The sequence below is a fragment of the Azohydromonas australica DSM 1124 genome (assembly GCF_000430725.1).
Taxonomy (GTDB): domain Bacteria; phylum Pseudomonadota; class Gammaproteobacteria; order Burkholderiales; family Burkholderiaceae_C; genus Azohydromonas; species Azohydromonas australica.
Window position 1 is genome coordinate 176,241 of record NZ_KE387204.1, and the last position, 16,990, is coordinate 193,230.

Genomic DNA, 16,990 nt, shown 5'->3' on the forward strand with positions numbered 1-16,990 from the left:
CTGTCAATAAGCTTTCGAATATGGGACGCCCGTGCTTCAAATGCGGCGCCTGCCGCGCCAATTTCCGAGCCGGTTTTTACCGGGCCCAGACCGATGCCCATCACGAGGGCCGCGTTCCGCTTGTGCTGGCGGTTACCGACACGCCGCACTTCATGGCCATGCGCGGCATGGAGCAGTGGAAGTCGCGCGGCGTGGCGCCGCGGGGCGATATAGGGGAGCGGTGGAGCACTTCATCGATGAACAGCGCTCCGGCACCTGCCGGGAGTTCATCCTAGTGAACGCGCGCCGCGACAAGGTGCGCCAGCAACAGGGCCTGGCGCCGCTCGGTGCCGAAGCGCTGGCCTGGCAGGAAATCCCGCCCAGAGATCCGCATGCCACAATCCGGTTCATTGCAGCGACATTTCATTGACCTGGAAATATGGCTCCAGCATCCAGACAAGATTTCCAGGACCCCGAAGGGGCCGGCCAGCGCTTGACGGCACTGCTGCGGCGCAATTTCGGCGGTTTCAAGGGGCTGGTTCGCCTGCTGCTGGCCAACGTGGACTATTTGACAGGATCGGCCGTGAAATTTACACGACCCGATTTATCCCAAGTGGATAGGCTCGTTTTCGTGTGCTTGGCCAATCTCATGCGCAGCGCCTTCGCACAGGCGGTGGCACAGCAGGCGGGCCTGCCGGCCGCCTCCTTCGGGCTGTGTGCCGTCAGCGGCCAAGCGCCGGTGGCCATGGTGCAGAGAGTGGCCTTCGAGATGGGCGTGAACCTGGACAACCACCACAGCCTGGACATGCCGCTGTTCGAGCCCTCCGCCGGCGACCTGTACCTGGTGATGGAGTTGCGCCATGCCCACTACCTGGTGCGCCAGGGTTATCCGGCCGAACGCGTGGCGCTGCTGGGCTACTGGTCGCGGCCGCAGCGGCTGCATCTCCACGATCCGCACCGCAAGGGGCCGTCCTACCTGCGCACTTGCTTCACGCTGATTCAGTCATCGGTGCTCAACATCAGCCGGGAATTGAAAGCGGCGCAGGCAGCGCGGCATCAGGCAGCGGAATCCGCGAGAAACGCGGTGGCGCGCGGTACGGTAGCCTGAAATACCGTGGCCCGGGCGAGTCAATTAGGTTCGACGGCCGTATACCCTGGATGAATCAGCTGCCGGCACGGGAAAGCTGCCAGTTCCAGCGCTCGTCGGGAACGATTCGCAAGTCGTGATATTTGCCGCCGGCAAAATCCAGCACCGATTCGACGACAGCCTTTTCACGTTCATGCGCCGGTGGCTCCGGATTCAGCGGGCCTTGGCCTTCATATTTCAAGCCCAGAGAATACTGGCCCGGCGGGATGCGCACCATCAGGTTTTCGCCATTTCTGATGACGGCGACTTCCTTGCCGTCGATGGTCAGCGTCGTGGGCGTGGCCCAACCCTTGAAACGGGCCTCGCGAATGACGTGCACGGTGGCCAGCGCCGCACTGGCGGACACCTCGGGCGTCCAGTGGACTCTTTCAGGCGGTACGGGTTGGCTCAATACCACGACGGGGACATGCCGCCCTGCCAGCACCTGCAGTCCCATCGCCCAGACGGCAACGGAGAAAAACTGCACGAAGCGGGCATTAAGCGTCTTCATGGTTTCCTTGCGTCAAGGCGGCCGGCCATCCTCAAAACTTGTAACCATATTACCCGCCACCCATAGGCGCGCGGATGCAATGGAAATAGCGGCGGCACCGACTCCCGTGATCCGGGAGCCAGCTTGTCCGCCTGATATGAATGGTGGGGCATTCCCCATGACGCCGTCGCGAAGGCCGTCACGATTTCCCGATCGGTAACGGCCGTTTACCGGGACGCGGGACGCTTGTGGTGGCGCTCAGCGGCGCGGGTCTGCAAAGGCCTGTACCAGGGCGTGCACGCGCTGAGGTTGCAGCGCCGCACCGCGCCCGCCCTCGCACAGCGCGCCCCTGAAGCCGGCGTAATCCGGCGCCAGCTCGCGCAGCAGCCCGGCCTGGGCCAGCTGCAGCGAACCGGCCACGCCTGCGAGCCGGCCGGCGCCCTGCACGCGGGTGATGAAGTGGCGCACCGTGGCCGCGTCCAGACGATCGAAGAGGCTGCCCTCGCGCTTGTCGGCGGTGTCCAGCATCAGCGCCGGAAAGGGCAGCCAGCACGCCAGCGCCAGCAGCGCCTCGTCCAGCCCGTCGTCGCCGAGGAACACCGGCACCACGGTCGCCGGGCTGCCGGCCAGCGCCGCCAGCAGCGCGGTGGCGCCATCGCCGCGCGGAATGCCGACCTTCACCACGTCCACGCCGCAGGCGGCCGTGGCGCGCACGCGCTCCAGCGCCGCGTCGCGCGCGTCCAGCGGCCAGTCGCCAACTGTGGCGCTCACAGGATGCGCGTGCCCCGCGGCGCGCAGCGCCTGCACCACCTCGTGCACCACATGCAGCGGCAGCGCGCCCAGCGCGCCGGTACCGGGCTCTTTCAGGTCGATGAGGTCGGCGCCCCCTGCCACCGCGGCCAGCGCCTCCGGCACGTCGCGCACGCTCACCAGCAGCTGTACACGCCCGTCGGCGGCGCGCCGCAGGCCGCCGAAAGCAGTGCCCGCGGGCGAAGGACGGGAGCGCGGCGCCGCCGCGGGCGCCGGCGCGTCGTCGGCAGCCTCCAGGGAGGGCTGCGGAGCCATCGTCATGCAGCCTCCTTCGTCCGGTGCGTCGCCACGGCGTGCTGCAGCCAGCTCCAGGCCTCGTGCTCCTCGGGTCCGGCGGTCTTGTCGATGGCGATCTGCAGGTAGCGCATCTCGCTTTCCACCTTCTCGCGCGGCAGCAGGTGCAGCCGGCTCACCAGCACCGCGCCTTCCACCACTGCGGCCTGGGCGCGGTTGAGGCCGATGAACTCGCCGTGCGTCTCCTCGTGCACACGCGCCATGCGCAGCACGGGCCGCTGCGGATCGTCCTGCGCCCGGATCAGCCGCAGCTCCAGGTGGCGCAGCGCGCACTCCAGCCGCACGCCCGGGATGACGCGCGCCGGCAGCGTGGGCCAGTCGCGCCGGCCCGTGACGCAGCCGGCGATCACGCGCGTGTCCACCAGCACGTTGAGCACCGCACAACCCGAGCCCAGGATGTTCATGAGGGTCGAGGAGGGCTTGAAGGGCATCAGCACCACCTCGGCACCCTGGTAGCGCACGCCCAGCGGGGCATGGTGCGAGCGCCCATCGGGCGACAGCGTGCTGACCACTACTTCAAAGATCTGGTCGTTCATGGCGTTTCGTCCTTCCCGCGCAACGTGGAACCCGGCGCACACCAAGCGTCCAGGTTTTCCTCGCGCCGCGGAACCGCGCAGCCCCAGCTCAGGGGCTGGTCCTGCACGTAGCGCTTGCCCAGCTGCCACGCGACCTCGGCGCGTGCCAGCTCCACGCCCATGTAGAAGGCGTGGGCGGCGTCGTTCTCAAGCTTGAGTTGAGGCCACAACTCGAAGGCCTCCCGCGCCAGCCGGTGGCCGTCGCGGTTGTAGACGTGGATGCCGTCTTCCGCCACCTGCACGCGGAAGTTGGGGTCGCGCACGCCGGCGGCGGTCTGGCGGATCTCCTCGGCCGTGTCCGGGAACGGGCGCTTCGCATGCACCGTCAGCAGCTCGTCCGTGAAGCCCTTGGCCAGGCTCCGGTTTTCGTGCGCGGCGTGCATCAGGCGCCGGGCCACGTCGGCCTCGCGCACTGCGCGCCGCGCATGCGTGCTGACCTGCGTGGTCAGGATCGCGCGCGCCTGCAGCTCCTCGCACATGCCCAGCAGCAGCGCGTTCATGCCGGCGGTGTCGGCCTCGGTCAGCTCGGTGACGTTGCCCACGCCGACCAGGATGTCCACGTCCGGGAAGCGGTCGCGCAGGCGCTGGTAGCGGCAGATGGAGCGGGTGAAGCCGAAGGGCAGCGGATCCAGGATCGAGTCGGCCAGGAAGGCACGCCCACGCCCGCGCAGCGTCTCGATCGCCTGCGCCAGCGACTCCTCGTCCTGCGGCGTCCGCGGGATCAGCACCGGCGTGCTCGCCACCTCGTCGGCCACCCACAGCGTGTCGAGGTTGAGGCTGAGCAGGTAGTCGGCCCCGGCGCGCCCGCCGCGCAGCAGCTCGGCCGTGTCCAGCGAGTCGACGCTGACCTTGAAGCCTTCCGCCTTGAGCGCCTTGACGCTGTCCTCCAGGTGCGGGAAGGGCGTGGCGGGCAGGCCGCCGAGGTCGATCACATCGGCGCCGTCAGCCACGTAGGCACGGGCGCGCTCGACGATGCCGGCCACGTCCAGCCGGGGCGCGTCCACGATCTCCGCGAAGATGTCCACGCGGTAGCGGGACAGGTCCGCCGGCTTGGCTTGCCGGTTGAAGAAGGCGGGCAGGTCCTTGAGCTCCTCGGGGCCGCGCTGCACCGGGATGCCGAAATGGGCTTCGAGCGCCTGCACGTCGCCGCGGCAGCGCCCGGGCAGCAGCAGCCGGTCGGCCGGCCGCGGCGCCTCGCCCTCGACGGACGAGACCAGCGGCGCGCCGACGCGGCGGCGCACCATGTCCGCGGTCATGAGCCCGGCGACCTGCAGCCCGATGTCGCGCACTTCCCAGGTGAAGGGGGCGTCCATGCCGGCCAGCACGCGCTGCAGCGCCGGCTGCGCCAGGTGACCCGTCAGGAAGACGATGTGTTCCATTCCAGGGACAGTTCCCGCAGCCGCCGTGACAGGGCCGCTTCCAGCTCGGCAGGCGAGCACACCACGCGGCAGTGGTCGATGGCGCGCAGCCGCTCCACGTTGTCCAGCTCGATGCGGCGCGGATGCAGCGTCACCCACTCGTGCGGTGCCTTGGTGATGACGGTGGGCTCGGTGTCGCACGCGAACACGATGCCCGGGATGCCCAGCTTGCCCGCCTGCGCGAACATGTTCGTGGGCAGCGTGTCGGAGATGCCGAAGGCGCACTTGGCCACCGTGTTGCTCGTGGCCGGCGCCACGATCACCGTGTGGTAGACGTCCGAGTACAGCATGCCCACCGGCACGGAGCTGGCGCTCTTGTCGCGGAAGACCTTGAAGCGCCCCTTGAGCGACTCCAGCGTGAAGCCGTACTGCGGCAGCACTTCCTCCGCTGCGGCCGAGAGGAACAGGTCCACCGCCGGCAGCCGCGCCGCCAGCGCCATGGCTTCTTCGAGGTAGTGGCCCGAGCCGGTGACGGCAAAGGCGAAGCGCGAGCGCGGTGGACCGTCGGGGGCGTCCAGCGCCTCCAGCGCGGCCTCGGTTTCGAGCACGTCCTGTTCAGGCGCGTTGGGAGACTGCAATCTGGAGCTTGTGGAGCTTGCGGTAGAGGGTGTTTCGGCTGACATCGAGCGCCTTGGCGACATTGCTCACGTTCCAGCGGTGCTGCTCCAGGAGCTGCAGCAGCACCTGTCGCTCATGCGACTGGATCAGGTTGAGGCCCTGCGGGGCCGGGGTTTCGGCCGGCACCATGCCCGAAGCCAGTAGCGAAACCGATGCCAGCGCCGCCGCGGGCGCATCCGCCACCGCCGGGGCCGGCACGGCCGCCGGGCTCGGGCGCAGCGAGGGCAGGTGCTCCAGCCCCACCGGCGCGCCGTCGGCCAGCGCCACAGCCGCGCGCAGCACGTGGCGCAGCTGGCGCACGTTGCCGGGCCAGCGGTGGCCCATCAGCAGCTGCTCGGCCTCGGGGCGCAGCACCACCGGGCCGCCGTTCTCCTCCTGCAGGATGCGCTGGATCAGCTCGCGCTTGTCGCTGCGCTCGCGCAGCGCCGGAATGCCCAGCTCGATGCCGGCCAGGCGGTAGTACAGGTCCTCGCGGAAGCGCCCCTGCGCCACCAGCTCCAGCAGGTTGCGGTGGCTGGCGCTGATGAGCTGGAAGTCGACCGGGTGCGTCTCCTCCGTGCCCAGCGGCGTGACGCGGCGCTCGTCGAGCACGCGCAGCAGCCGCGCCTGCAGCTCAAGCGGCATGTCGCCGATCTCGTCCAGGAACAGCGTGCCGCCGTCGGCCTGCAGGATCTTGCCGCGCCGCCCGTTGCGCTGCGCCCCGGTGAAGGCGCCGGCCCGGTAGCCGAACAGCTCGGACTCGATCAGGCTCTCCGGCAGGCTGGCGCAGTTCACCGCCACGAAGCTGCCCGCGGCATGCGGGCTGCGCTCGTGCAGCGCGCGCGCGAACACCTCCTTGCCCGCGCCGGTTTCGCCGCGCAGCAGCAGCGGCGTGCCGCGCGCCAGCACGCGCGCGCCGGTGTGCAGCTGCTGCACGAGCTGCGGGTCGGCCAGCCCGGTGACCGGCACCGCGCGGACCGCCCGCGCGGCCGGGGCCAGCGCGGACGACAGCCCGCGCGCGCCTGCCTGCAATGGAGACTGCGGCTGCGCCTCCGCCACCGGGCAGCGTGCCACGGCGAAGAAGCGGTGCGCGCCGTTGGCGCGGTACACCGCCACCGGGTGGAAGGAGGCGGCGCGGTTGCGCTCCAGCAGGTCGTCCAGCGTGGTCTGGAACACCTCCTCCAGCCGCCGCCCGCACAGCGCCTGCGGGTGGTCCACGCCGAGCTGGAACAGCGCGCTGCGGTTGGCGGCGCGGATCACGCCCTCGCCATCCACCGCCAGGCGGCCTTCGTGCAGCGTGTGCACGAGCTCGGGCCGGGTGTGGAAATGCAGCGGGTGGCTGTCGCGGTAGCGCTGGTCGATGAGGCGGTTCTCGATCATGCGGGCCGTCATGCCCAGCAGCACCAGCACGTGCTGCTGCTGCAGCGCCGAGCGGCTGGTGACGTCCAGTACCGCCACCATGCGGCCCTCGGGGTCGTGCACCGGCACGGCCGAGCAGGTCAGCGAGGTCAGCCGGGTGAAGAAGTGGTCTTCCTGGCGCACCGACACCGGCTCGGCCAGCGCCAGGCAGGTGCCCATGCCGTTGGTGCCGGCATAAGCCTCGTTCCACAGCGCGCCCACGGTGAAGCCCACCGGCTCCAGCTCCTGCGCGAACTCGGGCGAGGACACCAGGTGAAGGATCACGCCCTCGCCGTCGGTCAGCACCACGGCGGTCTCGGTGTCGGCGAGCTGCTGGTAGAGCGTGCTCATTTCCAGCCGCGCCGCCTCGATCACGTCGCCCAGGCGCCGGCAGCGCAGCGCCAGCGCGTTGCGGTCGAGCATGGGCGGGTGCGGTTCGCCGTCCGGATCCAGGCGGTATTCGTTGACGCAGCGCGTCCACGACTGCGCCACCTGCTCGTGCAGCCCCGAGCGCATGCCCCCCAGCACCGCGCCCAGCACGCGTTGGCCATGTCCCACCGACGCCAACAGGCCTTGTGTCATATGTGAACTCCTACTGAAGAGGGCGCCCGTTGGGGGGAGCCCACTCGCGGCGCATTGTCGGCCGGCACCCCCGGGTCAGCGCTGTCGGGAATTGCCCGCAATCCGTCAGGTTATTGCGTCATTCCGTGACACGGCCCGGGCTCCCTGCTTGCCGGACCGGAAGAAGCCCGGCCGGGACTGGCGCGCAACTTGCGGAAAGCCGCCGTCCGAACCACGCCTGGAGGCCTGCCGATGTCCGCCCTCATGCCCTTGCCACCCTTGCCACGCCACGAGTCCAGCGGCACCGCGCTGGACCTGATCTTCATCGAGGGGCTGACCATCCCCACCGTGATCGGCATCCACCACAGCGAGCTGCACGACCCGCAGCCGGTGCGCGTGGACCTCGCCGCCGGGCTGCCGCGCAGCGGCGCCTGCGACAGCGACCGCATCGGCGACACCATCGACTACGGCGTGCTGCGCGAGCGGCTGCACCGGCTCTTCGCCGAGCACCGGGTGCAGCTGCTGGAGGCGCTGGCCGAGGAGATCGCGCGCATCACGGTGTGCGAGTTCGGCGCGCACTGGGTGCGGGTGACGCTGGCCAAGCCGCGCAAGTTCGAGGACCTGCAGGCCGTGGGCGTGGCCATCGAGCGCCGGGCGGACGATTTCAATGGCGCCGCGTCGCGGGCGCGGGCGCCGGCCCGGGTGCTGTCGCTGATCGGCGAGGGCATGGTGCCCGGGAAGAAGTGAAGCCAACGAAATGAGGAAGCGGCCCCGAGGGGCCGCTTTTCTTTTGGGGTGGCGGCCCGCGGTGCCGCGGCACCGCGGGCCTTCCGCAATCGCCTGCCGGTGGGCAGGCGCTGCAGCTCGGTAGCCTTCCTCAGCCCTGGGCCTGGAAGGGGTGAGCGGAGGTGGCCTTCTTGGACACGACGTCCTGCGCGCTGGGCTCGTTGCGCACGGCGCGGGCGATGGACTCGCGCACGGCCTGGTAGTTGTAGTCCTGGATCTTCTTGTCGTCCTCGGCCTGCCAGTGGACCTCGGGACGGGGGCACCGAACCGTCTTGCAGGTTGCGCGTGAGTGCCTCCCAATTGTTGAGGCTGTAATCGATGGCGTTAGCTGTAGTCCCACCGTCAGGCACGAGCTTGCGCTGCAGCTTCAACCACTTGTGCAGTTCATCCCATAGAGGGCACGCCAGAGCCTGGCGCATTGCCAGTCGCTCTTCAGGCGCCAAGCTGCCCAGTCTTCCCTCCACGTGGTAGATGCGCGCGAAATACTCGAGAGCCCCCTGAGCCACATTGCTGGCGCCGGCCTTGACCAATTCCTCGAACCGCCTACGCGCATGCGCTGCACAAGCTGCGGCTTGGCGATCGGGGTAGACCTTGGGGTCGAGCACCGGGTCGTAGCCCACGTACCGGTCACTGACCAGCGTGCCTTGCCATGCTCTTGGCTTGTCGCCATCCGGCCCGGCTGGCGGGTCGGCCGCGCCGTCCAAGAACGCCAGCGGGTACTGCCCGCCACGCCCCAGGCAGAAGTCGTAGACCACGCCGCGCAGCGCATCGAGCGCCCCGCGGGCATAGGCCCAGATGTACGTCTTCTTGGTCTTGCCCGCGCCGGGGTCGAGCATCGCCACCGGCGTCTCGTCGGCATGCAGCACGGCGCAGCTCAGCACGAAGCGCTTGTGCAGCTCGAACAGCGGCTCCACTGCCGCGCCACCCTGGCCGGACCATGACGCCAGCGTCGAGCGCGGCGTGTGCACCCGTGAGCGTGCGTTGATGCTCTCTTGCCGGTAGTACGGCAAGTGGTCCACGAAGCGGCTGATCATCGTGTGCGCCACCAGGCCGCTGGCGGCCATCCCGCCGTCAATGATCTCCGGCTCGGCCGGCTCCTGTACCAGGCGCTCACAGCAGCGGCACGCCCACTTGCCATAGATGTGGCGGTGCACGAAGAACTCGGCCGGCACGATGTCGAGCTTCTCGCTGATGTCCTCGCCCACGCGCGTCATCGGCTGGCCGCAACCCGGTGTCGGGCAGTGGGTGTCCTCGGGCTCGTGGCGGTGCTCCACGCGGCGCAGGTGCTCGGGCAGCGGCTGGCGGCGCGGACGCCGCGGCGGCGGCTTCGGTGACTCCGGCGGCTCGGGCCTCGCCGCGCGCAAGGCCGCCAGCTGGGCTTCGAGGCTGGCCTCGTCCTCCACCATCGTGTCTTCAAACATCTGACGCTGCTGGGCGTCCATCGCCTCGGTCTTGGCGCCGAAGCGCCAGCGCTTGAGGCGCGCGAGCTCGAAGTTGACCTTCTCCAGCTTGGCGTCACGCCAGACGATGTCGCGCGCCTGGCGCTGGATCTGCTCGTCCTTGAGCACGAGCTCGCGGGCCTGCTGCTCGATGTGCTGCAGCATCTGCTGCGCGAGCCGGCCAAGAGCCTCGGGCGTGAGGCCCTGGAGATCCTTGGCGTTGACGTCGCGCATGCCAGGCATCATGCCGCCACACAGCAGGGCAATCCATTGGCGGATGTGCCGTTGTCAACGCGCGGCAGCCTGATGCTGCCAGCGGCCGGTCACACGCAGGTGATCACGCTCATCTCGGGCAGGCGCTGCCAGGGCAGCCCCAGCACCAGGGCATCGAACTGGGCCTGCGTCAGCGCCAGGCTCTGGGTAACGTCGGCAGCGCGCGGCCAGTCGAAGCGCCCACGGTTGAGCCGGCGCGCCGCACACCACACCCCGAAGCCGTCGTGAACAAGCAGCTTGACGCGGTTGCTTCGGGCATTCGCAAAGAGGTAACCGTGATGGGCGCGTGCCTCGCCATGAACCATCACGACGTAGGCCATGAGCCTCTCGGCACCGGCACGCATGTCCACCGGCTGCGGGCACAGCCAGAGGCTGTCGATGCGGATCACCGCAGCACCTCGCGCAGCCATGCCGCGCACTGGGCCGCAGCCTGCGTTGGCCAGCGCACGTTCACCGTCACGGCGCCGCGGCGCAGCTCTATGTGGATCTCCTGAGGCACGTCAGGCGTGGGCATGGGCACTGCGGCTGCCGCGGCCGGCACCGGCGCAGGCAACTCCACGGGGATAAACACCGGCTTGGTGACCGAGGCCGCCGGGGCCTCGATGGCAGGGGCTGCCGACGCCGGGGCGTGGGCCACCGCTGTTGCTGACATGCCGCGGCCGCGGCGCCACTGGTGTACCAGGTTGGCATTGAGCCCATGGGCCTGGGCCACGGCTGCCACCGACGCACCAGGTTCATTGCAGGCCGCCAGCACGGTTGCCTTGAGCTCGGCGCCATGGCGGCGCCGGGGATTGTTCCTTGAGTACATAGACGTCCATCAATCGGTTTGATGGACAGCATCGTTGGCGTCTCGCTTCAGCTACTCAAGATGGGAGAACTGGACGCTTACGATTGTCCTGCTGCTCCTTCAGGCGCAGTTCCACGTGCGACAGCGCGCATTCCAGCCGCACGCCAGGGACACGCTCGGCCGACCGCGTGGGCCAGTCGCACCGGCCCGTGACGCAGCCGGCGATCACACGCGTGTCCGCCAGCACGTTGAGCACAGCGCAGCCCGAGTCCAGGATGTTCAGGAGCGTGGAGGAAGGCTTGAAAGGCATCAGTACCACTTCGGCGCCCTGATAGCGCACGCCCAGCGGGGCATGGTGCGGCTGCCCATCGGAGGACAGCGTGCTGACCACCACTTCGAAAATCTGGTCGTTCATGGCCCCCCCTCCTTCCCGCGCAACGTGGAGCGGGACATACACCAGGCGTCCAGGTTGTCCTCGCGCCGCTGCACCGCGCAGTCCCGACGCAGCAGCTGGTCCTGCACGCGCAGATGCCATGCGACTTCAGCCCGCGTGCGTTCCACGCCCGTGTAGAGGACACGGACGGCGTAGGCCTCGGGCTTGATCTGTGGCCACAGCTCAATGCCTTCCCCCACCCGCCGGTGGCTGTCGTGGTCGTAGCCGGGGGTGCCTTCAACCGCCACCTGCATGCAGAAGCTGGCGTTGCACGCGTCGTCGGCAGTCAGCACAATCTCGTCAGACCCGTCCGAGGACGGGCACTTGGCATGCACCGTCAGCGGCTCGCGGGTGAGGTCTATCGCCAAGCTCTGGCTGCCGTGCGTGGCATGCACCAGGTCTCGTGTTACGTCTACGTCGCACACCGCGCTTACGCGGCGGCGCACCACGTCGGCGGTCAGGAACCCGGCGAACTGCAGGCCGACGTAGTGCACATCCCAGGTGAAGGGGGCGTCCATGCCCGTCAGCACGCGCTGCGGCGGCACTTGTGGCAAGTGGCTTGTCAGGAAGACGATGTGTCTCATTCCAGGGAAAGTTCCTGCAGCCGCCGTGACAGCTCCGCTTCCAGCTCCTCGGGAGAACACACCATGCGGCAGCGATCGATGGCGCGAAGCCGTTCCACGTGTTCCAGCTCGATGCGACGCGGGCGCAGCGTCACCCAGTCGTGCGGCGCCTTGTTGATGACGGAGGGCTCGGTGTTGTGAGAGAACAAGATGCGCGGGACGTCCGGCTTGCCGGCCCGCGCGAAGGCGAACATGTTTTTGAGCAGCGTTGTCGGAACGGCCGAAGGCGCACTTGCCGACAGTGCTGGAAGACGACGGCGCGACGATCACCGCGTGAAAGGCGTCCGAGTACAGCATCCCGATCGGAACCGAGCTGGCGCTCTTGTCGCCGAACTGGGACAGCACTTCCCTGACCTCAGCAGAGAGAGGAAAAACCGCCACAGGCGGCCGCGCCGCCAGCGTCATGGCTTCGTCAAGATAGGGGCCCGAGCCGGTGGCAGCAAAGACGAAGCTTGAACGCATTGAACGCACCTGTGCGCAGTCAGTCGTGCTGGGAAACGGGAATCTGTAGTTTGTGGAGCTTGCGGTAGAGTGTGTTGCGACTGACATCAAGCGCCTTGGCGACGTTGCTGACGTTCCAGCGATGCTGCTCCAGGAGCTGTAGCAATACCTGCCGCTCGTGCGTCTGGACCAGATTCAAGCCGCTCGGTTCAGGGACAGGAGCAGGCAGCAGGACAGGCAGAGACATCACGTGAGCTGATTGCCGCTGCGCTGGCTCGTAGCGAAGCATGGACAAATGCTCCAAGTCCACCCGCTCGCCATCGGCCAATGCCACAGCTGCACGCAGGACATGGCGCAACTGGCGAACGTTGCCTGGCCACGGGTGATTCATCAACAGCCGCTCGGCACGTGCTGTCAGCTGCGCTGGAGCTTTGTTTTCCTCTTGGAGCACGCGCAGAATCAACTCCTGTTTGTCGGCACGGTCCCGCAAAGGTGGCAAGTGCAATTCGATGCCAGCCAGGCGATAGTAGAGATCTTCACGAAACCGGCCTTCCTCCACCAGCTCAAGCAGGTTGCGGTGGCTCGCACTGAGCAATTGAAAGTCCACCGCCTGGGTCTCCTCCGACCCCAAGGGCGTAACGCGGCGCTCGTCCAGCACGCGCAGCAACCGGGCCTGCAGATCCAGCGGCATGTCACCGATCTCGTCGAGAAACAGCGTCCCGCCGTCGGCCTGCAGGACCTTGCCGCGACGTCCACTGCGCTGAGCGCCGGTGAATGCACCGGCGCGGTACCCGAACAATTCCGCCTCGATCAGGCTCTCGGGAATGCTGGCGCAGTTGACGGCTACGAAAGTACCCTCGGAACGGGGGCTGGCTGCATGTACCGCCCGTGCGAAGACCTCCTTTCCGGAACCCGTCTCGCCGCGCAGCAATACCGGTGTCCCACGGGCGACCACCCGGCACGCGGTGCGCATATGAGAATCCAGCAGCGGGTCTCCCTGCGACGCCGCGTCACGCGGCAAGCTCGTCTGCGCAGATATCAGCTTTCGCGCATCACTCGAAGACGCCTTGGTAGGCGGCCGACGTGTCAACGCGAAGAAACGGTGAGCACCATTGACCCGGTAGGTCACCACCGGGTGATACGAGGCCGCACTGCAGCGCTCCAGGAGATCCTCAAGCGTTGTCTGGAACACCTCGTCCAAGCCGCGCCCGCACAGCACTCTTGGAGACTCCATGCCGAGCTGGAACAAGGCGCTGCGATTGGCGGCCACGATGCGTCCGTCGGCGTGCACCGCTAGCCGACCTTCGTGCAGCGTGTGCACGAACTCGGGCCGGCTGTGGAAATGCAGCTGGTGGCTGTCCGGAAACTGCCGATCAATGAGGCGATTCTCGATCATGCGTGCCGTCATGCCCAGCAACACCAGCACATGTTGCTGCTGCAGCGCCGAGCGGCTGGTGACGTCCAGCACCGCTATGACATTGCCTTCGGGGTCGTGCACGGGCACTGCGGAGCACGTCAGCGATGTGAACCTGGTGAAGAAGTGGTCTTCCCGACGCACGGCTACTGGCTCAGCCATCGCTAGGCAGGTTCCCATGCCGTTGGTGCCTGCGACGGCTTCACTCCAGACTGCTCCTACTGCGAGCCCTACCGGTTCGATCTCCCGGGCAAACTCTGGCGAGGAAACCAGGTGCAGGATCACGCCTTCGCCATCGGTGATTACGACGGCCGTCTCGGTATCGGCGAGCTGCTGGTACAGCGTGCTCATCTCATGGCGCGCACTGTCAATGACGGCAGCCAAGCGCACACGGCGTGCCTCGACTGCGGCTTGGTCGAGCATGAGCGGGTGAGGCGCACTCTCCGGATCAAGCCGGTGGTCGTTGACGCAGCGCATCCACGAGTCCGCAACCGGGCCTTGCAAGCCTGCACGCGTCCCACGCCGCACGACGTCAAGGACGCGCTCGCTGTGCCTGCCCGATACAAGCTCGGCATGGTCCATGTCAGTATTTCCTTGAGTGTCGTGCAGCGAACGCAGAGTTACTTGGATGCACGCATTGTGTTGCTGGACCTCTTGCTCACCAGTGCCACGGCGCATCGTGTCTGCAGCGGACTAGGCGGTCAAAGGCCACAAACGCAACGCCAAGCCTGGACAGCAACTTGTGATCGCCTGCCAGACTCCATATACAGGGGTCCCTGCGCGAATGCCTTTCCCCGGAGAACACTGGAGCCATGCGCACTACCAAACAACGATGATGCCGGGCGCCACCGTGGCACACCCGCGTCAGGAAGCGGCCTGGAACGGATGCGCCATCGCGCCCTTCTTGGACACGACGCAACCAACCAGCCCGCGTAACCGGCGGCCATCGATCGCTTGTTCACGATCACGGTCTTGGCCTTGTAGGCCTCCAGGATCGGCATGCCGTGGATCGGGTTGCCCTTCTGGAGTGCTGCCGGGTTCACCACGTCGTTGGCGCCCAGGATGATGGCCACGTCGGCCTGGCCGAACTCGCCGTTGATGTCCTCCATCTCGAAGACCTGGTCGTAGGGCACCTCGGCTTCGGCCAGCAGCACGTTCATGTGCCCGGGCATGCGCCCGGCCACCGGGTGGATGGCGTACTTCACCGTGATGCCCTTGTGCGTGAGCTTCTCGGCCAGCTCCTTCACCGCGTGCTGCGCGCGGGCGACCGCCAGGCCGTAGCCCGGGACGATCACCACCGTCTCGGCGTTGCCCAGGATGAAGGCCGCGTCGTTGGCGCTGCCGCTCTTGACCGATCGCTGCTCCGTGCTTCCTTGCGTGGCTGCCGCGGCGTCCCCGCCGAAGCCGCCCAGGATCACGTTGAAGAACGAGCGGTTCATGGCCTACACCCCCTCCTTCACCGCGTGCTGCGCGCGCGCCACGGCCAGGCCGTAGCCCGGGACGATCACCACCGTCTCCGCGTTGCCCAGGATGAAGGCCGCGTCGTCGGCGCTGCCGCTCTTGACGCTGCGCTGCTCCGGCCTGCCTTGCGCCGCGGCCGCGGCGTCACCGCCGAAGCCGCCCAGGATCACGTTGAAGAACGAGCGGTTCATGGCCTTGCACATGATGTAGCTCAGGATCGCCCCGGAGCTGCCGACCAGGCTGCCGGCAATGATCAGCATCGAGTTGTTGAGGCTGAAGCCGATGCCCGCGGCGGCCCAGCCCGAGTAGCTGTTGAGCATCGACACCACCACCGGCATGTCGGCGCCGCCGATGGGGATGATGATCAAGACGCCCAGCATGAAGGACAGCGCCAGCATCAGGAAGAATGCGCTCCAGCTTTCGGTAAACATGAACACCAAGCCCAGCGCGATGGTCGAGATGCCCAGCACGAGATTGAGCATGTGCTGCCCCGGGAACACCACCGGCGCGCCCTTGAACAGCCGGAATTTATATTTGCCCGAGAGCTTGCCAAAGGCGATGACGGAGCCGCTGAAGGTGATGGCGCCGATGGCCGCCCCCAGGAACAGCTCCAGCCGGTTGCCCGCCGGGATCAACCGACCCTTGGCCGTGATGCCGAAGGCCCAGGGCTCGGCCACCGCCGCCACGGCGATGAACACCGCCGCCATGCCGATCATCGAGTGCATGAAGGCCACGAGCTCGGGCATCTTGGTCATCTGCACGCGCCGGGCCATCACGGTGCCGGCGCTGCCGCCCACCAGCAGCCCGATGAGCACCCACACCAGCCCGGAAGCGCCGGCAGTGCCCAGGTCCTCGGCCAGCTTCAGGATCAGCGCCGCGGTGGTCACCACCGCGATGCCCATGCCCGTCATGCCGAAGACGTTGCCGCGGATGGACGTGGTCGGGTGGGAGAGGCCCTTCAAGGCCTGGATGAAGCAGACGCTGGCCACCAGGTACAGAAGCGTTACAAGGTTCATGCTCATTGCAGCGACTCCGCGTCCTGTTGCATTCCTTGCGGAACATCCGGGATGGACTTGAAGCCCTCGGTGACCGCCAAAACCAGAAACGTTCCAATGGACAGCGCTGTACCAACAGCCCAATGAGCCGCCAAACCAACCGCCAGCCCCATCGTCACAGCCGCCATCAGCGACAAACAGGCATAGCCCCAATCAATGTCAGTCATGACGCGACCTCCTGTCGCTGCGCTTGTGCAGGCTGGGCATTTGCATCAGCCACTACAGCTTTGCGTTCCTTCTTCCTGAACATCTCCAGCATGCGCCGCGTCACCAGAAATCCGCCGAAGACGTTCACCGCCGCCAGCGCTACGGCCAGCACGCCCATGGTCTTGCCCAGACCCGTTTCAGTGAGCGCGGCCGCCAGCATCGCGCCCACGATGACGATGGCGGAGATGGCGTTGGTCACGGCCATCAGCGGCGTGTGCAGCGCGGGCGTCACCGTCCACACCACGTGGTAGCCCACGTAGATCGCCAGCACGAAGATGATGAGATTGATGATGGTGTGTGAGACTTCCACGGCTCAGCTCCTCTTGACTTGACTGTCCTGCGTCATCAGGCACGCGGCCACGATGTCGTCGTCCATGGGCACGTTGACGCTGGCCGCATCCTTGGGCAGCACCAGCTTCAGGAAGTCCAGCACGTTGCGCGCGTAGAGCGCGCTGGCGTCCGCCGCCACGAGCGCTGGCAGGTTGGTCTCGCCCACGATCGTCACGCCGTGCGCCTGCACGATCTGCCCCGGCACCGTCAGCGCACAGTTGCCGCCGTTGGCCGCCGCCAGGTCCACGACCACGGAGCCGGGCTTCATGGACTGCACCATCTCCGCCGACACCAGCTTCGGCGCCGGGCGTCCGGGAATGAGCGCGGTGGAGATCACCACATCGGCCAGCGCTACGCGCTTGGCGACCTCGGCGCGCTGGCGCGAGAGCCAGCTCTCGGGCATCGGCCGCGCGTAGCCGCCCACGCCTTCTGCCGCTTCCTTCTCCTCCGCCGTCTCGTAGGGCACGTCGATGAACTTGGCGCCCAGCGACTC

18 protein-coding genes and 4 pseudogenes are annotated in these 16,990 nt (G+C 67.7%); 3 read left to right on the forward strand and 19 right to left on the reverse strand.

The features are described from left to right. Nucleotides 1–220 precede the first annotated feature (220 nt). Together H537_RS53320 and H537_RS49600 are read left to right on the forward strand one after the other, a co-directional pair. Entirely contained in the window at nucleotides 221–409 is a 189-nt protein-coding gene (locus H537_RS53320) for a hypothetical protein (protein WP_156901889.1), read from the forward strand. 9 nt (nucleotides 410–418) lie between these two features. Then, the gene (locus H537_RS49600; RefSeq protein ID WP_084150882.1) at nucleotides 419–1,087 is read left to right on the forward strand and encodes an arsenate reductase/protein-tyrosine-phosphatase family protein; all 669 of its coding nucleotides are present in this window, start codon (nucleotides 419–421) and stop codon (nucleotides 1,085–1,087) included. 55 nt (nucleotides 1,088–1,142) lie between these two features. Here H537_RS49600 and H537_RS0122670 read toward each other — a convergent pair whose 3' ends face one another. From H537_RS0122670 to H537_RS0122695, 6 genes are all read right to left on the reverse strand, one after another. Next, nucleotides 1,143–1,616: a hypothetical protein gene (locus H537_RS0122670; RefSeq protein ID WP_156901890.1), complete on the reverse strand. Its 474-nt coding sequence runs from the start codon at nucleotides 1,614–1,616 to the stop codon at nucleotides 1,143–1,145. A 237-nt stretch (nucleotides 1,617–1,853) separates the two neighbouring features. Beyond that, the gene (locus tag H537_RS0122675) at nucleotides 1,854–2,666 is read right to left on the reverse strand and encodes a (5-formylfuran-3-yl)methyl phosphate synthase (RefSeq protein ID WP_238446762.1); all 813 of its coding nucleotides are present in this window, start codon (nucleotides 2,664–2,666) and stop codon (nucleotides 1,854–1,856) included. Further along, nucleotides 2,663–3,235 (reverse strand): DUF447 domain-containing protein, encoded by a 573-nt coding sequence (locus H537_RS0122680; RefSeq protein ID WP_028999673.1) that lies wholly within the window; start codon nucleotides 3,233–3,235, stop codon nucleotides 2,663–2,665. The genes H537_RS0122675 and H537_RS0122680 overlap by 4 nt, the downstream gene beginning before the upstream one ends. Then, on the reverse strand, nucleotides 3,232–4,653 hold the full coding sequence (locus H537_RS0122685) for a DUF6513 domain-containing protein (RefSeq protein ID WP_028999674.1): 1,422 nt from the start codon (nucleotides 4,651–4,653) through the stop codon (nucleotides 3,232–3,234). The genes H537_RS0122680 and H537_RS0122685 overlap by 4 nt, the downstream gene beginning before the upstream one ends. After that, nucleotides 4,632–5,270 carry a flavoprotein gene (locus tag H537_RS0122690; RefSeq protein WP_238446763.1) on the reverse strand — a complete coding sequence of 213 codons (639 nt, stop codon included), beginning with the start codon at nucleotides 5,268–5,270 and terminating at the stop codon, nucleotides 4,632–4,634. The genes H537_RS0122685 and H537_RS0122690 overlap by 22 nt, the downstream gene beginning before the upstream one ends. Next, nucleotides 5,248–7,269: a sigma-54-dependent Fis family transcriptional regulator gene (locus H537_RS0122695; RefSeq protein WP_028999676.1), complete on the reverse strand. Its 2,022-nt coding sequence runs from the start codon at nucleotides 7,267–7,269 to the stop codon at nucleotides 5,248–5,250. Before H537_RS0122695 ends, H537_RS0122690 begins: the two co-directional genes overlap by 23 nt. Nucleotides 7,270–7,500: 231 nt before the next feature. Here H537_RS0122695 and H537_RS0122700 point away from each other — a divergent pair, with 231 nt between their 5' ends. Next, nucleotides 7,501–7,995, forward strand: a complete 495-nt coding sequence (locus tag H537_RS0122700; RefSeq protein ID WP_084150885.1) for a dihydroneopterin aldolase — start codon at nucleotides 7,501–7,503, stop codon at nucleotides 7,993–7,995. A 130-nt stretch (nucleotides 7,996–8,125) separates the two neighbouring features. Here the strand turns inward: H537_RS0122700 and H537_RS55875 are convergent. The 13 genes and pseudogenes from H537_RS55875 to H537_RS44895 all read right to left on the reverse strand — a co-directional run. After that, nucleotides 8,126–8,281, reverse strand: a pseudogene (locus H537_RS55875) (formaldehyde-activating enzyme); the annotation flags it as partial. A 16-nt stretch (nucleotides 8,282–8,297) separates the two neighbouring features. Further along, a pseudogene (tnpC, locus tag H537_RS51460) lies at nucleotides 8,298–9,719 on the reverse strand (IS66 family transposase); the annotation flags it as partial. 77 nt (nucleotides 9,720–9,796) lie between these two features. Next, nucleotides 9,797–10,156 (reverse strand): IS66 family insertion sequence element accessory protein TnpB, encoded by a 360-nt coding sequence (tnpB, locus tag H537_RS0122720; protein WP_084150887.1) that lies wholly within the window; start codon nucleotides 10,154–10,156, stop codon nucleotides 9,797–9,799. Beyond that, nucleotides 10,132–10,554, reverse strand: a complete 423-nt coding sequence (gene tnpA, locus H537_RS0122725) for an IS66-like element accessory protein TnpA (protein ID WP_028999682.1) — start codon at nucleotides 10,552–10,554, stop codon at nucleotides 10,132–10,134. The genes tnpB and tnpA overlap by 25 nt, the downstream gene beginning before the upstream one ends. Before the next feature lie 55 nt (nucleotides 10,555–10,609). Beyond that, entirely contained in the window at nucleotides 10,610–10,948 is a 339-nt protein-coding gene (locus H537_RS44880; RefSeq protein WP_051243118.1) for a DUF447 domain-containing protein, read from the reverse strand. Then, nucleotides 10,945–11,550, reverse strand: a complete 606-nt coding sequence (locus H537_RS0122735; protein ID WP_028999683.1) for a DUF6513 domain-containing protein — start codon at nucleotides 11,548–11,550, stop codon at nucleotides 10,945–10,947. Before H537_RS0122735 ends, H537_RS44880 begins: the two co-directional genes overlap by 4 nt. Next, nucleotides 11,547–11,783, reverse strand: a complete 237-nt coding sequence (locus tag H537_RS55880) for a hypothetical protein (RefSeq protein WP_238446764.1) — start codon at nucleotides 11,781–11,783, stop codon at nucleotides 11,547–11,549. The genes H537_RS0122735 and H537_RS55880 overlap by 4 nt, the downstream gene beginning before the upstream one ends. Nucleotides 11,784–12,070: 287 nt before the next feature. Continuing rightward, nucleotides 12,071–14,026 carry a sigma-54-dependent Fis family transcriptional regulator gene (locus tag H537_RS0122745; RefSeq protein WP_028999684.1) on the reverse strand — a complete coding sequence of 652 codons (1,956 nt, stop codon included), beginning with the start codon at nucleotides 14,024–14,026 and terminating at the stop codon, nucleotides 12,071–12,073. 344 nt (nucleotides 14,027–14,370) lie between these two features. Further along, a pseudogene (locus tag H537_RS50385) lies at nucleotides 14,371–14,886 on the reverse strand (NAD(P)(+) transhydrogenase (Re/Si-specific) subunit beta); the annotation flags it as partial. A gap of 21 nt (nucleotides 14,887–14,907) precedes the next feature. Further along, nucleotides 14,908–15,927, reverse strand: a pseudogene (locus H537_RS44890) (NAD(P)(+) transhydrogenase (Re/Si-specific) subunit beta); the annotation flags it as partial. Next, nucleotides 15,924–16,127, reverse strand: a complete 204-nt coding sequence (locus H537_RS0122755) for a hypothetical protein (RefSeq protein ID WP_028999685.1) — start codon at nucleotides 16,125–16,127, stop codon at nucleotides 15,924–15,926. The pseudogene H537_RS44890 and the gene H537_RS0122755, both read right to left, overlap by 4 nt. Continuing rightward, nucleotides 16,124–16,477 (reverse strand): NAD(P) transhydrogenase subunit alpha part 2, encoded by a 354-nt coding sequence (locus tag H537_RS0122760; RefSeq protein ID WP_028999686.1) that lies wholly within the window; start codon nucleotides 16,475–16,477, stop codon nucleotides 16,124–16,126. The genes H537_RS0122755 and H537_RS0122760 overlap by 4 nt, the downstream gene beginning before the upstream one ends. A 3-nt stretch (nucleotides 16,478–16,480) precedes the next feature. Next, the coding region (locus H537_RS44895) for a Rossmann-fold NAD(P)-binding domain-containing protein (protein ID WP_502527948.1) at nucleotides 16,481–16,990 on the reverse strand (510 nt) is incomplete at its 5' end.

Excerpts from the sequence above, each read along its gene's own strand:
- H537_RS0122675 (WP_238446762.1), bottom strand. The coding sequence starts at position 2,666 with ATGACGATGGCTCCGCAGCCCTCCCTGGAGGCTGCCGACGACGCGCCG.
- H537_RS0122745 (WP_028999684.1), bottom strand. The coding sequence starts at position 14,026 with ATGGACCATGCCGAGCTTGTATCGGGCAGGCACAGCGAGCGCGTCCTT.
- H537_RS0122695 (WP_028999676.1), bottom strand. The coding sequence starts at position 7,269 with ATGACACAAGGCCTGTTGGCGTCGGTGGGACATGGCCAACGCGTGCTG.
- H537_RS0122685 (WP_028999674.1), bottom strand. The coding sequence starts at position 4,653 with ATGGAACACATCGTCTTCCTGACGGGTCACCTGGCGCAGCCGGCGCTG.
- H537_RS0122680 (WP_028999673.1), bottom strand. The coding sequence starts at position 3,235 with ATGAACGACCAGATCTTTGAAGTAGTGGTCAGCACGCTGTCGCCCGAT.
- tnpB (WP_084150887.1), bottom strand. The coding sequence starts at position 10,156 with ATGGCTGCGCGAGGTGCTGCGGTGATCCGCATCGACAGCCTCTGGCTG.
- H537_RS49600 (WP_084150882.1), top strand. The coding sequence starts at position 419 with ATGGCTCCAGCATCCAGACAAGATTTCCAGGACCCCGAAGGGGCCGGC.
- tnpA (WP_028999682.1), bottom strand. The coding sequence starts at position 10,554 with ATGTACTCAAGGAACAATCCCCGGCGCCGCCATGGCGCCGAGCTCAAG.
- H537_RS0122755 (WP_028999685.1), bottom strand. The coding sequence starts at position 16,127 with ATGACTGACATTGATTGGGGCTATGCCTGTTTGTCGCTGATGGCGGCT.
- H537_RS0122670 (WP_156901890.1), bottom strand. The coding sequence starts at position 1,616 with ATGAAGACGCTTAATGCCCGCTTCGTGCAGTTTTTCTCCGTTGCCGTC.
- H537_RS44880 (WP_051243118.1), bottom strand. The coding sequence starts at position 10,948 with ATGAACGACCAGATTTTCGAAGTGGTGGTCAGCACGCTGTCCTCCGAT.
- H537_RS0122735 (WP_028999683.1), bottom strand. The coding sequence starts at position 11,550 with ATGAGACACATCGTCTTCCTGACAAGCCACTTGCCACAAGTGCCGCCG.
- H537_RS55880 (WP_238446764.1), bottom strand. The coding sequence starts at position 11,783 with ATGTTCGCCTTCGCGCGGGCCGGCAAGCCGGACGTCCCGCGCATCTTG.
- H537_RS0122700 (WP_084150885.1), top strand. The coding sequence starts at position 7,501 with ATGTCCGCCCTCATGCCCTTGCCACCCTTGCCACGCCACGAGTCCAGC.